General features: G+C 71.2%; 9 protein-coding genes and 1 pseudogene. 9 read left to right on the top strand and 1 reads right to left on the bottom strand.

Annotation, left to right across the window (positions count from 1 at the left end; translation table 11 throughout):
• The first annotated feature begins 56 nt into the window (after window positions 1-56).
• The 9 genes from BFF76_RS34405 (at window position 57) to BFF76_RS32950 (ending at window position 19,744) form a co-directional block, all read left to right on the top strand.
• Entirely contained in the window at window positions 57-12,308 is a 12,252-nt protein-coding gene (locus BFF76_RS34405; protein WP_079122369.1) for a type I polyketide synthase, read from the top strand.
• The gene (locus tag BFF76_RS11125; RefSeq protein ID WP_065848109.1) at window positions 12,305-13,645 is read left to right on the top strand and encodes a hypothetical protein; all 1,341 of its coding nucleotides are present in this window, start codon (window positions 12,305-12,307) and stop codon (window positions 13,643-13,645) included. Before BFF76_RS34405 ends, BFF76_RS11125 begins: the two co-directional genes overlap by 4 nt.
• A gap of 122 nt (window positions 13,646-13,767) precedes the next feature.
• Window positions 13,768-14,562, top strand: coding sequence for an alpha/beta fold hydrolase (locus BFF76_RS11120; protein WP_079122368.1), 795 nt, complete (start codon window positions 13,768-13,770; stop codon window positions 14,560-14,562).
• Window positions 14,563-14,574: 12 nt separating this feature from the next.
• Window positions 14,575-15,396: an alpha/beta hydrolase gene (locus BFF76_RS11115; RefSeq protein WP_051834600.1), complete on the top strand. Its 822-nt coding sequence runs from the start codon at window positions 14,575-14,577 to the stop codon at window positions 15,394-15,396.
• Complete coding sequence (locus tag BFF76_RS11110; RefSeq protein ID WP_065848108.1) at window positions 15,393-16,658, top strand: cation:proton antiporter; 1,266 nt, start codon at window positions 15,393-15,395, stop codon at window positions 16,656-16,658. Before BFF76_RS11115 ends, BFF76_RS11110 begins: the two co-directional genes overlap by 4 nt.
• Before the next feature lie 99 nt (window positions 16,659-16,757).
• A complete protein-coding gene (locus BFF76_RS11105; RefSeq protein ID WP_031094186.1) occupies window positions 16,758-17,387 on the top strand; it encodes a class I SAM-dependent methyltransferase in 630 nt (209 codons plus the stop codon).
• A gap of 116 nt (window positions 17,388-17,503) precedes the next feature.
• Window positions 17,504-18,274 (top strand): TVP38/TMEM64 family protein, encoded by a 771-nt coding sequence (locus BFF76_RS11100; RefSeq protein WP_053931209.1) that lies wholly within the window; start codon window positions 17,504-17,506, stop codon window positions 18,272-18,274.
• Window positions 18,275-18,445: 171 nt separating this feature from the next.
• Entirely contained in the window at window positions 18,446-19,318 is an 873-nt protein-coding gene (locus BFF76_RS11095; RefSeq protein WP_031094188.1) for an undecaprenyl-diphosphate phosphatase, read from the top strand.
• 252 nt (window positions 19,319-19,570) lie between these two features.
• Window positions 19,571-19,744, top strand: a complete 174-nt coding sequence (locus BFF76_RS32950) for a hypothetical protein (protein WP_167359485.1) — start codon at window positions 19,571-19,573, stop codon at window positions 19,742-19,744.
• Between the two features lie 152 nt (window positions 19,745-19,896).
• On the opposite strand, the pseudogene BFF76_RS11090 reads toward BFF76_RS32950, so the two are convergent.
• Window positions 19,897-20,312, bottom strand: a pseudogene (locus BFF76_RS11090) (hypothetical protein); the annotation flags it as partial.

Raw genomic sequence — 20,312 nt, 5'->3', positions numbered from 1 at the left:
CCCTGGGCCGGTGGCGCTCACAGGACGCGCGGCGGGTCATCACGGGAGGCACGGCAATGACGTCTTTGAGTTCCGTCCTGATCGGCAGCGGGAGCGTACTCGCCCTCTGCGGCGAGGTACTCGTGGCGAAAGGGCACCGCATCACAGCCGTGGTGACAGGCGACGCCACCGCCCGGTCCTGGGCGGTCAAGGCAGGCATCCCGCACCACGAGCTAGCCGAGGCCGTGGCGCTCGCACCGCGGTTGTCCTGCGACCTCCTGCTGAGCGTCGGCAACTACGCAGTGGTGCCTGAGGCGTTGCTGGGCTGCGCGGCGCGGGCCGCCGTCAACTACCACTACGGCCCGCTCCCCGAGTATTCGGGTCTGCACACGCCGTCCTGGGCCATCGCGGACGGGGCACGTGAGTACGGCATCACCTGGCACCGCATGGCCGAGGTGGTCGACGGCGGTGAGGTGCTGGCGCGGGTGCCGGTGGCGATCGGACCCGAGGACACCGCGCTGTCGCTGGGCCTGAGGTGCGACGAGGCGGCCGTCGCCAGCCTGGCCGGACTGGTCGACGAGATCGCGGAGGGCCGCGAGACCTCGACCCCCCAGGACTCCGCGACCCGCCGCTACTTCTCACGGCACACCCAGTTCGCCGCCGAGGGCCTGATCGACTGGCGCCTTCCGGCCGAGCGCATCGCCGCCATGGTCCGGGCCACCGACTACGGCCCGTTCGCGAGCCCGTTGGTGTGGCCCAAGGTCAACCTCGACGGGCACTTCTACGCCGTCCGGGGCGCTCGCCTCGGGACCGGGGAGGACACCGCCGGCGAGCCCGGTACGGTCCTCTCCTGCGACGACGCCTCGGGCCTGCGGATCGCCACGGACGCCGGAAGCGTCACCCTGACCCGGCTGTCCACGCCGGAGGGTGAGGAACGGCCTGTCGGCGCCGTCGCCGCGGCCCACGGGATCCGGCCCGGCACCATCCTGGACGTCCCCGGCGAGGACGCGAGCGCGCGCCTCACCGAGGCGGGCGTCAGAGCGTCCAAGGCCGCCGGCCGATGGCGTGAGCACCTGCTCGGAGGCGCCGACGACCCCTACCGCCTTCCCTACCCGCAGCCCCGCCCCGGGACCGGGGCCGGCAGCGCACAGCAGGCGGATCCCGTACGGGTGCGATGCCAGGTCCCGCTGCAGGACGGCGACGACGGCCTGGAGGCGTCCGCGTCGGCCGCCTCCCGCCTGGCCGGTGCGCTGGGCATCTTCCTGAGCCGGGCGAGCGGCCGGCCGGACGTCCACCTCGCGGTGGCGGCCCCTCGCGAGGGCCTCGACACCGCGCACCGGGACCTGTTCGCCGCGTGGCTGCCCCTGCTGTGCCGTGTCGACGCCGGCACGACGATCTCGGAGAACCTGCGGTCGGTGGGGCGGGAGTTCACCCGCGGCCAGGAGCGGGGATGGATCCGCCGCGATGCCGTCGGCCGGGACGAAGCGCTCCGGGCACACTGGAACAGCGGCGCCCTGACACCGGACGTGCTGATCTCGTGGGGTGCCCGCGACGCCGTCGACCACGGCTCCGCCGCCCAGGGCGGCCGCCGTCCCAAACTGGAACTGCACGTCCAGCAGGACGGTGCCGAGGACGGTGCGCTCGTCACCTTCCACCACGACGCCACTCTCCTGGCGACCCCGGACGTCGCCAGGCTGGCCGGCCAGTTCAGCGCATGGTGCGACCGCCTCTCCTCCGCCCGCGAGAAACTCCCGGCCGACGCCGACCTTCTCACCACGGACGAACGCGCTTTCCTGCTGGAGGAGTTCAACGACACGGCCGGAGCCGTCACGGACCTCCCCGGGCAGGGCCTGCACCGGCTCTTCGAACAGGCGGCACGCGACCACGCCCAGGGCACCGCACTGATCTGCGCGGACACCGGCCTGACCTACGCCGAGCTCAACGCCCGCGCCAACCGGCTCGCCCACGCGCTGACCGGCCGGGGAGTGGGCCGTGGCGACCTCGTCGGCGTGGCCCTGGACCGCTCGATCGACCTCGTCGTGGCCCTGCTGGCGGTCGTGAAGACGGGCGCCGCCTACGTGCCCGTCGATCCCAGGTTCCCGTCGGAACGCATCCGGCAGATGATCGACGACGCCGATCCCAAGCTCATCGTCACCCCCGCCGCGGCTCCAGCAGGCCTCGCCGCCTGGGAAGCACGCTGCGTGAGCGTCCACCTGGGTGCCGAGCTGAGCCATGACCAGGACCTCGCGGTCGAAGTGGGCGCCGCCGACCTGGCCTACGTCATCTACACCTCGGGCTCGACCGGCCGCCCCAAGGGGGTCGAGATCACCCACGGCGCACTGTGCAACTTCCTGGCCTCCATGCGGGAACGGCCGGGTTGCGCCGCCACGGACCGGCTGCTGGCGGTCACCACCGTGTCCTTCGACATCTCCGGGCTGGAGTTGTTCCTGCCACTGCTCTGCGGCGCGACCACGGTCATAGCCCAGGCCCAGGAAACCCTGGACGCCAAAGCGCTGAGCGGGCTGATGGAGCGCCACGCGATCACCATGATGCAGGGCACCCCCGCCACCTGGCAGCTGCTGCTGGACGGGGGCTGGCAGGGCACCCCCACGCTGAGGAAGATCCTCTGCGGCGGTGAGGCGCTGCCCCGCGACCTGGCGGACCGGTTGCTCGCCACCGGAGCCCCGGCCTCGGTGTGGAACATGTACGGCCCCACCGAGACCACCGTGTGGTCCACGGTCTGGGAGGTGGCGGCTCGGGCCGCGGAGGACGGCATCCTCATAGGCAGCCCGATCGACCGCACCCAGGTCTACGTACTGGACGAGAACCTGTCGCCGGTACCGCTCGGCTTCCCGGGAGAACTGTGCATCGGCGGGGCCGGAGTGGCCCGTGGCTACCGGAACGACCCCGGGCAGACCGGGCTCCGCTTCGCGGACAACCCCTTCCACCCGGGCACCCTCTACCGGACGGGCGACCTGGCCCGCTTCGTCGAGCCCGGCAGGCTGACACTGCTGGGACGCAACGACCGCCAGGTCAAACTGCGCGGCCACCGGATCGAGCTGACCGACGTGGAGGCCGCCGTCAGCCGCCATGAGTCGGTCCGCCGCGCCGTGGTGGTCGGCCATGACGAGCAACTCGTCGCCTACTGCGTCCGTGACGCGTCCCCGGCCGGCGAGCCGGCCCCTGTCCCGGCGGACCAGGACATCGCCCTTGCCGAGTGGGCCGCCGCCTGGGACCGCGCCTACGAGGCCGGCACCGACAGTGCTCCCTCCGCCCCCGGCAACGGTTCCGGTCCCGTCACCGCGGACGCCACGTTCAACCTGGCAGGCTGGCGCAACGGCTACGACGGTCTCCCCTTCTCCGACGGGGAGATGCGCGACTGGCAGCGGAGTTCCGTCCGCCGCATCCTCTCCTACGCACCGGAGAACGTCTTCGAGATCGGCTCGGGCAGCGGCCTGATGCTGTTCGGCCTGGCACCGCAATGCCGCACCTACCACGCCGTGGACGCCTCCGCCGCAGCCGTCGAGATGACCCGGCGGCACCTGGGCTCCCTGCCGCACGTGACCTGTGAGCAGCGCGCCGCCCACGCACTCCCCGAGGTGGCCGAGGGTGCCTTCGACACCGTGGTCCTCAACTCGGTGGCCCAGTACTTCCCCAGCGTCGGCTATCTGACCTCGGTTCTGGAGTGGGCGACCAAGGCGGTCACCAGGGGGCGGATCTTCCTCGGTGACGTACGCGATCTCTCGCTGCTGGACGCCTTCCACGCCGACGTGGCGCACTTCCGGGCGGACGGGGAGGCCGGCGGGATCTCCGCCGAGGAACTGGCCGGCCGTACCGAGCGCGGGATGCGCGCGGAGCGCGAACTGGTGCTCAGCCGGGACTACTTCGCCAATCTGCCCCACCTGTTCCCGCAGATCACACGCGTCGACCTCACCCTGCGCGACGGCCGCTGCGTCAACGAGATGACGCGCTACCGCTACGACGTCACCCTGCACATCGGAGAGGACGCCCGACCCGTCACCCCGGCGACGGAGAAGGACTGGCAGGCCGACGGCCTCGGCCTGGACGCGCTCCGCGCCGAGCTGGGTTCCGTCACCGACCGCCCGCTCCGTCTGAACGGCATCCCCAACGGCCGGCTGGGCGAGGTGTACGGCCGGGTCACCCCGGCCCTGGAGCTCATGGGCGCGGGCACCTCGGTGGAGCCCACGTCCTGGATCGACCCCGCGGACCTCGCCGACCTCGCCCATGCGGCGGGCCTGGAACTCGCTCTGCTGCCCAGCTCCTCCGGCGGCAACTGGCGGTGTGACGCAGTGTTCTGGCGGTCCGGCCGGACCCCCGACCTCAGCCCGCACCCCGCCGAAGCTCTGGACCGCGACGCTCTCGGTGCGTACGCCAACGCGCCCGCGGTCGGCGAAGCACCCAGGCCCCCGCTGCACCGCGTGCTGCGCCCCTGGCTGGCCGAGCGGCTGCCGGAGTACATGGTTCCGGCGTTCATCGTGGAGCTGGACGAACTTCCGCTGACCCCGAGCGGCAAGATCGACGAGAGCGCTCTGCCGGACCCCGTGGTGGAGGTCGACGCCACCGCCAGGCCGGCCACGGAGCTGGAGCGGGACATCGTGGCCATCTGGGCCGACGTGCTCGGCCACGACAGGATCGGCGTCAACCAGAACTTCTTCGAGATCGGCGGCAACTCGCTGCGCGTCGTCCGGGTCCAGACGCGGCTGGAAGAACTGCTGGGACGCCCGCTCTTCGGGGCCAAGCTCTTCGAGCACTTCACCGTCAAGTCCCTGGCCGCCTATCTGACCGGCGGCACCAGGACCAGCCGGGAGGCCGTGCCCGACCGCCGCCGTGCCGTCCTGGACGAGCCCATCGCCATCATCGGCATGGCCTGCCGCCTCCCCGGCGACGCCAACACCCCGGAGGAGTACTGGGAGCTGCTGGAACGCGGCGGAGACGGGATCGTCGAGGTCCCGAAGGACCGCTGGGACGCCGAGGCCCTGTACAACCCCGACCCGGAGGTGCCCGGCACCTCGTACTGCAGCCGGGGCGGGTTCGTCACCCCCATCGATCTCTTCGATGCCCCCTTCTTCGGCATCTCGCCGCGTGAGGCCCGATCACTCGAACCCATGCAGCGCACGGTGCTGGAGACCACCTGGGAGGCGTTCGAGCGCGCCGGCTACACCATGGACCGGCTGCGCGGCAGCCAGACCGGTGCGTTCGTAGGCGTCGGCAAGAGCTCGGCGTACCACGAGTACGGCCTCACCATGGCCGGCGGGCTGACCGACCTCGACGGCTACGTGGGCCCGGGTTCCGCGGGCGGCACCATGTCCGGCCGGGTGTCGTACGTGTTCGGCCTGGAGGGGCCGACCCTCACCCTGGACACGGCGTGCTCCTCCTCCCTGGTCACCACCCACCTGGCCTGCAACGCCCTGCGCAACGGTGAATGCGATCTCGCGGTGTCGGCCGGTGTGAGCCTGATGCTCACCCCCGAACTGCACGTCGAGTTCAGCCGCCTGCGCGGCATGTCGGCGGACGGCCGCTGCCGGTCGTTCTCCTCGGACACCGACGGAACCGGCTGGAGCGAGGGCTCCGCCGCGGTCGTGCTCAAGCGGCTGTCCGACGCCCAGCGCGACGGCGACACCGTCCTGGCCGTGCTGCGCGGCACCGCCGTCAACCACGACGGCCACAGCGCCAGCCTGACCACGCCCAGCGGCCCCGCCCAGCAGCGGGTCATCCGGGCGGCCCTGGGCACGTCAGGACTCCAGCCGGACGACATCGACTACCTGGAGGCGCACGGCACCGGCACCAAGCTGGGCGACCCCATCGAGGGCACCGCGCTCGCGGAGGTCTTCGGCGGCAGCCACTCGGACGAGGTGCCGCTGTGGGTCGGCTCCGCCAAGTCGAACCTCGGCCACACCCAGGCCGCCGCCGGCCTGGCCGGGGTGATGAAGGTCGTCCTGGCCATGCGCCACGACACGCTTCCCCGGACCCTGCACGTCGCCGAGCCCACCCCCGCCGTGGACTGGAAGGGCGCCGGCATGGCGCTGGTCCAGGAACAGCGCCCGTGGCCGGCGAAGGAAGTGCCGCGCCGCGCGGGCGTCAGCTCGTTCGGTATCGGCGGTACCAACGCCCACGTGATCGTCGAGGAGCCGCCGCGGCCGGCCGCGAAGGACACCGAGCAGGACGCACCCGCCCCGCTGCCGCCCACGGTGCCGTTCGTGGTGTCCGGCCACACCGACGCCGCCCTGCGCCAGCAGGTGGAGAACCTGCACCTGCACATGGGCATGAACATCCAGGACAGCCTCGGTGACGTGGCCCGCTCGCTGGCGACCACCCGCAGCCACTTCCGTCGCCGCCTGGCGCTCTTCGTCAAGGACAAGGCCGAACTCCTCGACAAACTCGCCTCCTTCGCCCGCGTCGGAGACCTGCCCGCGGAGTCGGTCCGCACCGGGTCCCACACCGAGGAACCCCGGCTGGCGATGCTCTTCACCGGCCAGGGCAGCCAGCATCCGGGCATGGGCAAGGACGTCTACGACGTCTACCCCGTCTTCCGCGAGGCGCTCGACGGGGTCGCCGCCCGCTTCGACGGGCTGGAGCGGCCTCTCCTCGAGGTGATGTGGGCCGACCCGGACAGCGAGGACGCGGCTCTGCTGCACCGCACCGACTTCACCCAGCCCGCCCTGTTCGCTCTGGAGGTGGCGCTGTGGCGGCTGTGGGAGAGCTGGGGTGTGCGGCCGGAGCTGCTGCTCGGCCACAGCATCGGCGAACTCGCCGCCGCCCACGTGGCGGGGGTGTTCAGCCTGGACGACGCCTGCCGGCTGGTCGCGGCACGCGGCCGTCTGATGCAGGCCCTGCCCGCCCGCGGCGCCATGGTGTCGCTGGAGGCCGGCGGCGAGGAGGCGGAAGCGGCCATCGACGCCCTCGGGCTGCGCGGCGGCCTTGAAGTCGCCGGACTCAACACGCCCACGCAGACCGTGTTGTCCGGTGACACCGACGCCGTCGAGGCGATCACCGCCCACTTCATGGAACAAGGCCGTAAGGCCAAGCTCCTGAAGGTGTCCCACGCCTTCCACTCGCACCACATGGACGGCATGCTCGCCGAGTTCCGGTCCGTGGCGGAGACCATCCGCTTCCGCCCCGCGGAGATCCCCCTCGTCAGCAGCCTCACCGGCGAGATCGCCACGCCGGGCGAATTGGAGCAGCCCGGCTACTGGGTCCGCCAGGTCCGCCACGCGGTCCGCTTCAGCGACGGCATGCGCGGCCTGCGCCGGGAGGGCGCAAACACCTTCCTGGAGCTCGGCCCGCAGCCCGTGCTGTCCGGCCTCGGGGCGTCCTGCCTGGCCGACGAGGGACCGGTGTCCTGGGTGCCGTCCTGCACCCCGGGCAGGAACGGTGCCTCGGTCATCCAGCGGAGCCTGGCCGAACTGCACGTGCGGGGCGTCCCGGTAGGCTGGGACGGCTATTTCGCGCCCTTCGGCGCCGGCCGGGTCGCCCTGCCGACGTACGCCTTCCAACGGGAGCGCTTCTGGTTCGAGCCGCCGCTCTCCCGCGAGGTCGGCGCCGGTCTGAACCCCACCGGCCACGCGCTCCTCGGCGGCGGTGTGGAGATCGCCGGCACCGAGCTGTCGCTGTTCACCAACGTGGTGGCGGCCGACCAGCCGGTATGGGTGCAGGAGCACCGGGTGATGGACGCCGTCCTGATGCCGGGCACCGCGTTCTTCGAGGCCATGCGGGCGGCGGGCGACGCTGCCCACGAGGGCGAGTGGGACCTGTCGGACGTGGTCATCGCCTCGCCCCTGGTGCTCGCCTCCGGGGTGCCGGTGCGGATGCAGGTCACCGTGGGTCCGGCGATCGGTGAGGCCCGCCCCGTCCAGGTCTACAGCGCGCCCGAGGGCGAGGACGGCGCCTGGCAACTGCACGCCGAGGGCCGGATCACTCCCGCGGAGGGAACGGAGCCCGGCACCGCGGTGACGGTACCGCCCCGGGGGGCCGAGCCCCTCGACGCATCCGCCCTCTACCGCGATCTGGACGCCCTGGGCTACGGCTACGGCCCGACCTTCCAGGGCATCAAGGAGGCCTGGCACGTGGGCGGGGAGGTGTGGGCCAGGGCCGCACTGCCGGAGAGCGCGGAGCAGTCCGCCACCGGCTACGTCCTGCACCCTGCCCTGCTGGACTCGGCCATGCACTCGCTGCTGCTGACGCAGCGGCTGCAGAACCGGACCGGCGACGACCTCTTCGTGCCGTTCGAGGCAGAGCGCCTGTCACTGCGGGTGAAGGGACTGGCGGAGATCTGGGTCCGGGTCGCCGACTTCGAGTTGGGTGACGGCGAGTTCTGGGCGTCGCTCGACATCCACGACAGCGACGGCGCCCATGTCGGCCGGCTGCACCGCCTCCACGCACGGCGGGTGGACCGTGCGGTACTGCGCCGCCTGGCCGCGGCCGGGGTGGACCGCTTCCAGTTCGACGTCAACTGGCGACAGGCCGACACCGCGGACGTCGAGCTGGGCGGCTCCTGGGGCATGATGACCCCGGCCGGGGACGTGCCGTGGGCGCGGGAGGTCAAGACCCTCCTGGCTCGGGCCGGTATCCAGGTGATCAAGATCCGGGAACTGGAGGACGCAGAGGATCTGGACGGCCTGGTCTGCCTGTGGGACTCCGACGCGGAGGTGCCGTCCCAGGCCCACGCGTTCGCGGCCGGGGCGCTGGAGCAGCTCCAGGAAGCGGTGGGTACGGAGTTCCGCACGCCGCTGGTCTGGGTCACCCGCCACGCGGTGGGCACCGGCGCCGATGACATGGTCTCCGGGCTGGGCGCGGGCCCCCTGTGGGGACTGATGCGTACCGCCCGCAACGAGCACCCCGAACTGAGCCTGCGCATGATCGACCTCAGCGAGGAGAAGACGGACCTCAAGGCGCTCCCCGCCGCGTTGATGCTGGAGGCCGAGCCGGAGTGCGCCCTGCGCCGCGGTGAGGTGCTGGTGCCGCAGTTGCTGCGGGTGGGCTCGGCCCAGGATCTGGAGATCCCGGCCGAGGGCCGCTGGCAGCTGGAGATCGCCGCCAAGGGCCGCCTGGACGAGCCGCTGACGGTCAAGCCCATGCCTGAGCAGGCCCTCGCGCCCGGCGAGATCCGCGCCGAGGTGAGGGCCGCCGGGGTGAACTTCCTCGATGTGCTCAACGCCCTGGGCATGGTGGAGATCCCGGCGTTCGGCCTGGAGTTCGCCGGTGTGGTCACCGAGGTCGGCGGCAGCGTCGACCATGTGAAGGCGGGCGACGCCGTGCTCGGGCTGGCCCGCGGCTCCTTCGCCTCCGAGGTCGTCACGGACGCGCGCCGGGTGGTGCGCATGCCGGAGCACCTCAGCTTCGAGGAGGCCGCCACCATCCCGATGACGTTCCTCACCGCCTGGTACGGCCTGCACGAACTGGGCGCGCTGCGATCGGGCGAGCGGGTGCTGATCCACGCCGCGGCCGGTGGCGTGGGCATGGCGGCGGTGCAGTTGGCGCGGCTCCACGGCGCGGAGGTCTACGGCACCGCCAGCGAGCCCAAGTGGCCCGCGCTGCGGGAGCTCGGCCTGGACGACGCCCATCTGGCGTCCTCACGCGATCTGGGCTTCGTCGAGCACTTCGGCAGGAACGCCGGCGGCGGGTCCGGCGGAAGCTTCGACGTGGTGCTGAACTCCCTGGCCACCGAGTTCATCGACGCCGGTCTGGGCATGCTGGGCAGCGGCGGACGGTTCCTGGAGATGGGAAAGATCGATGTGCGGGAGCAATCCGCCATCGACCAGAGCCATCCGGGCGTCACCTACACCGTCTACAACCTGCCCGAGGCGGGCCCGGACCTCATCCAGCGGATGCTGGTCTCCATCGCCGAGCTGTTCACGCAGGGCAAGCTGGCGCCGCTGCCGCTGCGGGCCTTCCCCATGACCCACACCTCCGACGGCCTGCGCTTCATCGCCCAGGCACGGCACGTGGGCAAGGTGGTGCTGGTCCCGGCGCAGCAGCGGCAGTTCGTCCGGCCGGACGGCGCGGTGCTCGTCTCGGGTGGCGCCGGCGACCTCGGCCGGCGCGTGGCCGGGTGGCTGGTCGGCGCCCACGGTGTACGCGACCTGGTGCTCACCTCCCGCCGCGGGATGGAGACCCCCGGCGCGCAGTCCCTGGTGGATGAGCTGGCCGAGCTGGGCGCAACCGCCACCGTGGTGGCCTGCGACGCGGCCGACCGCGACGACGTCGCCGCGGTGATGGCACTGTTCGATGACGAGCGCCCCCTGCGCGGCGTGGTCCACGCGGCGGGTGTGCTGGACGACGGCGCGCTGACGGACCTGACACCGGAGCGGTTCGACGCGGTCTTCCTGCCCAAGGTGGACGGCCTGTGGAATCTCCACGAGCTGACCCAGGACAGGGAGCTGGACTTCTTCGTGATGTTCTCCTCCATCGCGAGCGTCATGGGAGCACCCGGGCAGGGCAACTACGCCGCTGCCAACGCCTTCATGGACGCGCTCGCCCACCTGCGCCGGGCGAAGGGCCTGCCGGCCACCTCGGTGGCCTTCGGCCCCTGGGACGGTGAGGGGATGGCCGCCGGGCTCAGCGAGTTCGACCGGGCCCGCTTCGCCCAGCTCGGCCTGGACCGGCTGGCACCGGACGAGGGCCTGGAGCTCCTGGAGCTCGCGGTCAGGAGCGGCCGCGCGCTGACCATGTCCGCCGCGCTGGACCTGAACCGAGTACAGCACTACTTCGAGAACCGTGGCGGCATACCGCCGCTGTTCCGCGCGCTGCTCAGCAGCAACGCCGGCAACCGCTCCCGGGCCGGCGGCGGAACGGACCTGCGCAAGCTGCTGGGCGAGGCCACGCCCGAGGAGTACCCGGCCGTGGTGCTGAGCGTGGTGCGCGAGGAGGTGGCCAAGACCCTGGGCTTCGCCTCCCCCGAGGCCGTGGACGTCGGCGTGCCGCTCCAGGACATCGGCATCGACTCGCTGACCGCGGTGCTGATGCGCAACCAGCTCGCGGACCTGACCGGGCTCGCCCTGCCGGCGAAGATCGCCTTCGATCACCCCAACCTCACCTCGCTGAGCGAGTTCCTGCTGGCGAAGCTGCTGGAAACGGGGCTGGACGCGGCGCCCGGGACTGTCACCGGACCGACGGCCACCGAGGCGGCCGAGGTCGCCTCGGTGACGGGCCCGGACCTGTCCACGGCCCGGAAGGGCTTCCTGCACCCCGACCTCCTCTTCGGCAATGCCACCGCGGCGCCGGAACGCCCGGAGGCGGTCTTCGTCACCGGCGCCACCGGATTCGTCGGCGCCTACCTGCTGCACGAACTGCTCGCCTCCGAGGTGGTCGCCTACTGCCTGGTGCGGGCGGACGACGCCCGCCAGGCGATGGAACGCCTGGTCGGCGCCCTCGACGGCTACGGCCTGTGGAGGGAGGAGTTCGCGCCGCTGCTCAACCCGGTGGTGGGCGACCTCACCCGACCCCTGTTCGGCCTGGACGAGGAGGTCTTCGACGAACTGGCCGACCAGGTGGACGCCATCTGCCACTCCGGCGCCCTCGTGGACTGGATGCGGCCGCTGGAGGACTACATCGGCCCCAACGTGGTCGGCACGCACGAGGCGCTGCGCCTGGCCTCACGCGGTCGCGGCAAGGCGTTCCACTTCGTCTCCACCTTCGCCACGCTGCCCAGGCACCTGGGGTACGAGGTCACCGAGGAGAACCGCGAGTACGGCTACCTGACCTCCAAGTGGCAGGCGGAGCAGATGGTGGCCGCCGCCCGCTGGCGGGGCGCGAAGGCGTCGACGTACCGGCTGCCGTTCGTGGGCGCTTCGACGCTCACCGGGCACTTCCGGCTCGACCGCGGCGACTTCCTGCACAACCTGATCACCGGCTGTCTCGAGATGGGGAGCTTCCCGTCATTGGCCGCCGACCTCTCGGCGGTACTGCCGGTCGACTACCTGTGCCGGACGATCGCCGCAGCGATGACCAGTGAACTGGAGCGCATCGGCAGGGACTACGACTTCGTCAACTCAGGGGCCCCTGCCTTCGACCGCTTCTTCGAGATGGTCGGTGCCGCCGGCGGCGGGGCGGAGATCGTGCCCTTCGACGAATGGCGGCAGCGAGCGCTGGTGTTCGCCGCCGGGCATCCCGCGAGCCCCATGGCGCGGATCGCCGCCCTGGTGGACGACCTGTCGGCGCAGGGCATGGCGGACATGTTCGCCGCGCTCCCCGTGGGAGGCGCCGTCCTCGGCGCGGAGGACTGCCCGTCCCCGCCCATCGACGAGGACTTCATCCGCACCTACGTGGACCGCATCAACACTTCGGACCGAAGGGAGAACACGACGTCATGAGCGACGCGACCCAGGGGGCAGACGCGGCTGTGGACGACGCCACGGTCACCGGCACCTACCAGAAGACCGGCACCTTCCTGCACTCGTCGGCGGCGGTGCACGCCGAGCAGCTGTCCCCGGTGCTGGACAAGTACCAGGTGGACAAGGGGGAGATGGAGTCCCGGCTGCCTCCTCACCGGGCGCTGAACACGAGTTGTTTCCAGCCCGAGGGGATCCCCACCCAGGTCGTCCCGATGAACCTGGACGACGACCTGGCGGAAAACCTGGCACGCCAGCTGCGCTGCCAGGCGGTGATCCAGGAGAGCTTCGCCGCCGCCTCGATCGGCAGCTACTTCCCGGTCTCCACCATGTTCGAGAACTGCGTGCTGTTCGTGCCCTCGGCGAAGCGCTTCTACGACCTGAACCAGGACATCGTCCAGGAGCACTTCCCAGAGGTCGAGACGGCGGTGGTGAACGCCTTCATCGTGCCGGCCGAGAAGCGGCCGTACGGCACCCACGCGGCCAGCTCGATCGCCCTGCAGATCCCGTCGCTGGTGAAGAAGCAGCTCGGTTTCCCCACCGAGTACCGCAGCTTCCACACCGCGCTGACCCCGACTCCGCTGAGCCGGCAGCCCTTCGTGATCTTCGAGGAGGCCGATCTTGAGGCCCCCAACCTCCCGTACGTCTACGAGAAGATGCTGGAATGCGGTCTGGAGGGCGAGGAGAAGGACGCCGTCGACAAGGCGCTGTACCTCTTCCTGGAAGGGAAACTGTCCGAGATCGACCTGCCCTCGGTGCGGGACTTCCTCATGGCGATGTACTGGGCGAAGACGTACGCGGACAGGCCGTCTCCGGGCTACTACTGCGACAGCCGGGTGGGTGACGCGCTGGTCTTCGACAACTACCGGGCGCACGCGGACAGCACCCTGCCCCGGACGGCCAAGGACCGCCTGACCATCGACCTGCGCTGCTTCAACAAGGTGCACTACCCGAAGGGCATGACCAGCGGTCTGGACTTCATCGTCGATCCGGACGAGCGCGCCTACCAGACCAGGCGCAAGTGGGCGTCGATCGAGTTCCTCCTCGCCACGCTCGGTTACGAGAGCGTCGACGAGTTCCTGCGCCTGGTGTTCGGCGGGACCCGGCGCGCGGCGGACATCGATCCGTTCGGCCTGATGACCGACCTCCAGTTCGGCATCTACAACAAGTCCGAGTACCACCTGCTGGACCAGAACCTCGACAACCACTACGAGCGGGTCGAGGCGCTGTACGACCGCATCGCGAAGGAGGGTGAGTACGTTCTGCCGGAGCGTGCCAGGCGGTGCCTCGCGGCACTGAGCGAGCAGCCCGGCAGCTAGGGTCCGTCGTCCGGATCAGGCCGGATCACGCGAGCCCGGCCTGATCCGGACGAGAGGCCCTGGGGCCTGCCAGGAGGGGAAGCGGTCGAAATGAGCCACCGACACCGATCGAGGAACGCACTGTGAGCCGGACCGAATCCGTGGACGACCTCGTGGAGCGCTTCTACACGGTCGTGAAGCTGCCGCACGATCCGTTCGCGAAGGCGTTCCTCAATCGGTGCCGTTCGCACACCCTCAAGGTGAACGGCCGCTTCTACAAGTATTTCCAGAGCGGCAGCGGCCCGACCGTACTTCTCGTCCACGGCCTGAACACCAATCTGGGCAGCATGGTGGCCATCGCCGAGGAACTCCTCGCCCAGGGTTACCGGGTGGTGCTGTTCGACGTGCCGTCGCACGGGGAGGCGCTGGGCACCACCACGTGCGATCCCAGCGAGGTCCGCGCCCTGCTGCGCGCCCTGTACGACCGCCTGGCAGGACTGCACGCGGTGGTCGGCCACTCCATGGGCGGCCTGTGGGCCCTGACCGCGTGGCACGCCGGGGTGTCCGCCCGGACCGTGGTCTCGATCTCCTCCCCGCCCGCCAAGATGTTTCTCGTCGAGAGGTTCGCCGAGGCGAACGCCCTCGACGACGACCGGGTCCGGGGGCTCGTCGGGGAAATCGAGGGAAGGTTCGGTGCGGCGGTGTGGGACGAGTATTCGGCGCTTGCCGCCGCCCGGGCCAACGGCGTGCCCGGGCTGGTCATCCACGGCACGGCCGATGACCACGTTCCGCCGGCGTACGCCGGCGAACTGCATGCGAACTGGCCGAATTCGAGCGTGGAACTCATCGAGGGAGCCGACCATTTCGGCATCGTCGAATCATCCGAGACCCGGAAGATCATCTCCGCGCACCTGCGGAGCGTGGAAGAAACAAGGTAAGGGGCGATCGAATTGAGCACCGACATCACCGAGAAGCTGCGCCGGCTGGCCTTCACGCCGATGCGGACGCAGCCTCCGAACGCCACCCGGCCGATCCTGGAGCAGGCCGCCAAGGAGGTCGAGGTCGTCGACGGCGGCAAGGTGGTCCACTACCTGTGGGGTGAGGGCGAGCGGCGGATCCTGCTGGTCCACGGCTGGGCCGGCAACGCCGGGCACGTGACCGTCCTGGCGGACGCGCTCGTCCGGGCGGGCTGCGCGGTGGTCGTCGCCGATCTCCCGGGCCACGGCGAGTCGGAGGGAGCGGAGTCCTCAGTCATCCACTTCGCCAGGGCGGTCGAGGCGGCCGGCAAGCGGTACGGCCCCTTCCATGCCGTCGTCGCCCACTCGATGGGCGCCGCGGCCACGACCTACGCCATGACGCGCGGGGTCACGCTTGAGCGGGCCGTCTTCATCAACCCCATCAGCAGCTACACCAGCCTCTGGCGCCGTTCCGGCGAGGTGATGCAGGTATCGCCCGAGGCCATCGGGCTGGTCCGCTCCCGTGCGGAGGAATGGCTCGGCATCTCCTTCGAGGCCATCGAACCGGCCGTCGCGGCGGAGGACTTCACCAGCCGCTTGCTCGTCGTCCACGACGAGAACGACCCGGAGTCGCCGATCACCGACAGCGAGGCGCTGGTGGCGGCCTGGGGGCAGGCCGAGCTCATGCGGGTGCGGGACCTGGGCCACACCAAGGTGCTGCGCGACGACGCCGTGGTCCGCCGTGTCGTCGGCTTCCTGACGGCGGCGGACCGCGCGGGCGACGGCGCGGCGGGTGATGGACCGGCGGGCCTGTGACGCTTCTGGTGGCAGCGCACGCGATCGCCGCCCTCGGCGCCTTCCTGGCCGTCGGACTCCTGGGGCGCCGGCTCGCCCGCCGGATCGGGCAGCCCGGCGTCGTCGGCGAGATCGCGTTCGGCATGCTGCTCGGGCCGGCCGTGTTCGGCTGGGCGTGGCCCGGTGCGCAGTCCGTCCTGTTACCGGCCGACGTGCTGGAGCCGCTGCGCGACCTGGGGCACGCCGGGCTGGTGCTCTTCCTCGTGGGCGTCGCCCACGAACTGCGCCTGGACGCCGCCCGCCTGCGGGACAGGGCCATCGGCTGGACGGCGCTGGGCACCCTTGTGCCCTCCCTGGTGGCCGGCGCGGCGTTCGGCGGCTGGCTCGTCCTCCGCGATCAGCCCTCCTTGCGGGGGACCGCGCCCACGATGGCCTTCGTGCTGCTGCTGGCGACCACCATGGCGGTCTCGGCGGTGCCCGTGCTCGCGAGGATTCTCGCCGACCGGGGCCTGACCACCAGCCGTGCCGGGCGGCTCTCGCTGACCTCGGCGGCGCTCGTCGACGCCGTCGCCTGGTTGCTGCTGGCCGTGGTGATCGCCATCGCCCAGCCCGGCTCGGGTGGCATCTCGACGGCTGCGATCGTGCTGGTGGCCGGAGCTCCGGCGGCATTCCTGGGCCGCCGTCTGCTGAAGACCTCTCAGGCCGGACGCGTCTGCGCCCGGTGGCCCTGGCTGGTGGCCGTCGCCCTGGGCTGCTGCGTGCTCCAGGCGGCGTACGCGGCGGAGTCACTGGGACTCACCGCGATATTCGGCGCGTTCATGGTGGGCCTGATGATCCCGCCCGGCGCCCCGCACTGGGACGCACCGGTCCGCTGGGTGTCCACGCTGGGTCTGTGGCTGGTTCCGGTCTTCTTCATCGCCACAGGGCTGTCGATATGGACGGGCTCGGGCGGCATCCCCTGGCTGGTGACGGTCCTGGCGACGGTCCTGGCCGTGCTTTCCAAGATCGGCGGCGGTTACGCCGTCTCCCGCCTGGGCGGGGAGGGGCACCCCGAGGCGCTTCGCGTCGGCGTCATGCTCAACACCCGGGGGCTCACCGAGATCGTCCTGCTCCAGGCCGGGTACAGCGCCGGGGTGCTCACCTCCGGCCTGTATCTTGCGCTGCTGGTGATGGCGGTGGCCACCACCTCGATGACCGGCCCGCTTCTCTCGCTGATCGACCGCCGCCACGGAGCGGACGCGCCGCCGGCGCCCCGGCAGGGCGAACAGATCGCGGCGGGGTGAGTGCCCTCGCCGGGCAGCGGAGCCGACTGCTTGCGGCGGTGGCGGTGGAACAGGGGCGGGAAAACCCATGAAACAGAAACTGTGAGGTCAGGCTTCCCCATGGTGGAACACCAGGACGTGACAAGGACGGCCTACGACGGGGTGGTCGACCTCTACGCGTCGATGTTCGCCGGCCGGCTGGAGACGCAGCCGTTCGCGCGTTCCATGATCGCCACCTTCGCCGAGCTGGTGCGCGGAACGGAGAACCTCCGGACGGCAGACGTCGGGTGCGGGCCCGGACATCTGACGGCCATGCTGAAGGACCTGGGGCTGGACGCCTTCGGGCTCGACCTCTCCCCCGCCATGATCGACCATGCCCGGCGGGCCCACCCCGCTCTGCGGTTCGACGAGGCGCGGATGGAGGCCATGCCGGTCGAGGACGGCTCGCTCGGCGGCGTGATGGCCCACTACTCGATGATTCACACTCCGCCCGGGGAACTGGGCGCGCTGCTCGCCGAGCAGGTCCGCGTCCTGGCACCGGGCGGCCTGCTCCTGGTCTCCTTCTTCGGGACCGACCGAGCCGAGCCGGTCCGCTTCGACCACAAGGTGGCGCCCGCCTACAGCTGGCCGGTGGACCGGTTCGCCGAACTGCTCGCCGGGGCCGGACTCACACCGTTCGCCCGGCTGCTCCACGACCCCGCCTCCGACCGGGGCTTCCTCGACGCGCATCTGCTGGCCCGCCTGCCGTGAAGCGTGCGGTGCCTCGGAGCTCGGGGCTCGGCACCCGAGCTTCGAGGGCCGGTACCGGAGTGGACAGCGCCCGCCCGTTACGACGATCACACACACGTTTCGGTTACGCTCCCCAGATGTTCGACCCCGTCCCCGCAACACGGCCCTCCGGTGGCCTCGCAGTGCGCTGTACGAGGGCGCTGCTCTCCCCCTGGTCCCGGTTCTCCCTGCTCGTGGCGGTCCTGCTGGCCGCCGCCACCACGATGCTGCTCTTCGAACCACAGCGGCTGCTGGCCTCCGGCTGGCCGCCTCAACTCACGGGCACCGCAGCGGCGATGCTGTTCGGGCTCGCGTACGGCGTGTGCACCGTGGCCTTCGTTCCGCGCCCGCTGCTCAATCTGGCCGCCGGTGCGCTGTTCGGGGCGCAGGCCGGTCTCGCGGCGGCGCTGGCCGGGACGGTCCTCGGTGCCGGGGTGTCCTTCCTGCTCGGCAGGGTGCTGGGACAGGACGCGCTCAGGACGCTGTTGCGCGGCAAGTACCTGAAGGCGGCGGACGGACTGCTGAGCCGGCACGGGTTCAGGTCCATGCTCGCGCTGCGGCTCTTTCCCGGGGTGCCGTTCGCCGCCGCCAACTACTGTGCGGCGACGTCGCGCATGGGCTATCCGCCGTTCCTGCTGGCCACGGGGATCGGCTCGATCCCGAACACCGCGGCGTACGTCATCGCCGGCAGCACGGCCTCCTCACCCACGTCGCCGCTCTTCCTGGCGGCGATGGGCTTCATCGTGCTGTCCGGCGGGGGTGCCGCGCTGGTGGCGTGGCGCAAACGGCACAAGCTGGGCGGAACAGCCGGCGCGGCGTCACTGGAGCAGGTGGCACGGCCCGGGCAGGAAGCCGGCGGCGCGGCCTAGCCAGGGGCAGGCGGGAGCCCGTTCACCTCCAGGCGATACGCTGCCCGCAACCGACAGAGGATGTCCGGGGCCGTGGCGTCCCGTCCCCCTTTCTGACCGCATCCGCACGTTGCCGACGGCCTTCGCGTCCGTCGGCCGTTGCATGAGTACCTCCGGGATGGCCTAAGCCCCATGAGCTGGTTCGAATCATTCGTCCTGGGCCTTGTTCAGGGACTGACCGAGTTTCTGCCGATCTCCTCCAGCGCACATCTGCGGCTGACCGCCGCCTTCGCGGGCTGGCACGACCCGGGGGCCGCGTTCACCGCGATCACCCAGATCGGCACGGAGGCCGCGGTCCTCATCTACTTCCGCAAGGACATCGCCCGGATCATCTCGGCCTGGGCCCGGTCGCTGACGAACTCCGCGATGCGCAGCGACCACGACGCCCAGATGGGCTGGCTGGTCATCATCGGCTCGATTCCCATCGGTGTCCTGGGCGTGACCTTCAAGGACCAGATCGAGGGGCCTTTCCGCGACCTCCGTCTGATCGCGACGACACTGATCGTCATGGGTGTCGTCCTCGGCATCGCGGACCGCCTCGCGGCGCGCGACGAGACCGGCGGCAAGCACCGGGCGATCAAGGAGCGCAAGTCGCTGAAGGAACTGGGGGTCAGGGACGGTCTGATCTTCGGCTTCTGCCAGGCCATGGCCCTGATCCCCGGCGTCTCCCGCTCGGGCGCGACGATCAGCGGTGGTCTGCTCATGGGCTACACGCGTGAGGCGGCCGCCCGCTATTCCTTCCTTCTGGCGATTCCGGCGGTGCTGGCCTCGGGCGTGTTCGAGCTGAAGGACGCGGGCGAGGGACACGTCTCATGGGGACCCACGATCTTCGCGACGATCATCGCGTTCGTGGTCGGCTACGCGGTCATCGCGTGGTTCATGAAGTTCATCACGACGAAGAGCTTCATGCCGTTCGTCATCTACCGCGTGATCCTGGGCATCGTGCTGTTCATCCTGGTCGGCGCGGGTGTGCTGAGCCCTCACGCGGGTGAGTCGGCGGGCTGACAGGCCCAGCGGGAGGTGCTGACCCGCGCCGTACCTGGGCAACGGGGAAATCGTGAGGCCCTTCGAGGCAAGGCGAACGGTTCGCCTCCCGCCTCGCCGGCCGGGCTGTGAACAGCAGCGAACGGGCAGGGCCCGACCGCCTTTCCAGGTGGTGGCGCCCTGCGCGGACGGTCCGTGCCCGCGCAGCCCGCCTCGGGCCTCGCCCACGACGCGGTCGACGCCGTTGTCAGCCCCCGCCCGTAGACTGTGCGTATGCCCCGACCACCTGCCGAGCCGACCCCTGTACGCTCACTGGCCGAGCTGAACGCGGAGATCCGCGCGCTCGTGGATTGCGGCCTGGGCTCACTGGAGGCCCGCCAGAAGTACGAGCGGCTGCTGGTCGAGTGGGGATCCGCGGTGCAGGACGGTGTCGCCGAGGCGGCGTGACCGGCCCCGACAGGCCGGGAAGCCGGCCCTTTCGCCGATGAACGAGCCGCTGGGCGAGCCGGACGGCCTCCACGCGGCCTCCGCCCGACTGCCGAGGGTCACGAGTCCGCGTGTCTCCCGGCGTGCACGGCCTCCGTCGCGGGGAGCCGAGCTCAGTACACGTCGCGTACGTAGCGCTTGTCGGCCGCGAGCTGCTTGACGTACGCGGCGGCGGCGTCCTCCTGGAGTCCGCCGTGGGCCACGGCGATGTCCCGCAGTGCCCGGTCCACGTCCTTCGCCATCCGGGAGGCGTCGCCGCAGACGTAGAAGTGGGCTCCCTCCTGGAGCCAGGACCAGAGCTGTGCGCCGTGCTCCCGCATCCGGTCCTGGACGTAGACCTTGGCGCGCTGGTCGCGGGAGAAGGCGGTGTCCAGCCGGGTCAGGGTGCCGTCGCGGCGCAGGGAGTCGAGTTCGTCGCGGTAGTAGAAGTCCGTGGCACTGCGCTGCTCGCCGAAGAGCAGCCAGTTCGGGGCTCGGTGGCCGAGGGCCCTCCGTTCGTCGAGGATTCCGACGAACGGAGGGCCCTCGG

Source organism: Streptomyces mutomycini (assembly GCF_001700505.1).
Classification (GTDB): Bacteria; Actinomycetota; Actinomycetes; order Streptomycetales; family Streptomycetaceae; genus Streptomyces; species Streptomyces mutomycini.
This window is presented reverse-complemented; position numbering and strand designations above follow the sequence as displayed.

Bases quoted from the DNA above. Each gene is read 5' to 3' on its own strand.
- BFF76_RS11095 (WP_031094188.1), top strand. From the start codon at position 18,446: ATGAGCTGGTTCGAATCATTCGTCCTGGGCCTTGTTCAGGGACTGACC.
- BFF76_RS11125 (WP_065848109.1), top strand. From the start codon at position 12,305: ATGAGCGACGCGACCCAGGGGGCAGACGCGGCTGTGGACGACGCCACG.
- BFF76_RS11105 (WP_031094186.1), top strand. From the start codon at position 16,758: ATGGTGGAACACCAGGACGTGACAAGGACGGCCTACGACGGGGTGGTC.
- BFF76_RS11100 (WP_053931209.1), top strand. From the start codon at position 17,504: ATGTTCGACCCCGTCCCCGCAACACGGCCCTCCGGTGGCCTCGCAGTG.
- BFF76_RS32950 (WP_167359485.1), top strand. From the start codon at position 19,571: ATGCCCCGACCACCTGCCGAGCCGACCCCTGTACGCTCACTGGCCGAG.
- BFF76_RS34405 (WP_079122369.1), top strand. From the start codon at position 57: ATGACGTCTTTGAGTTCCGTCCTGATCGGCAGCGGGAGCGTACTCGCC.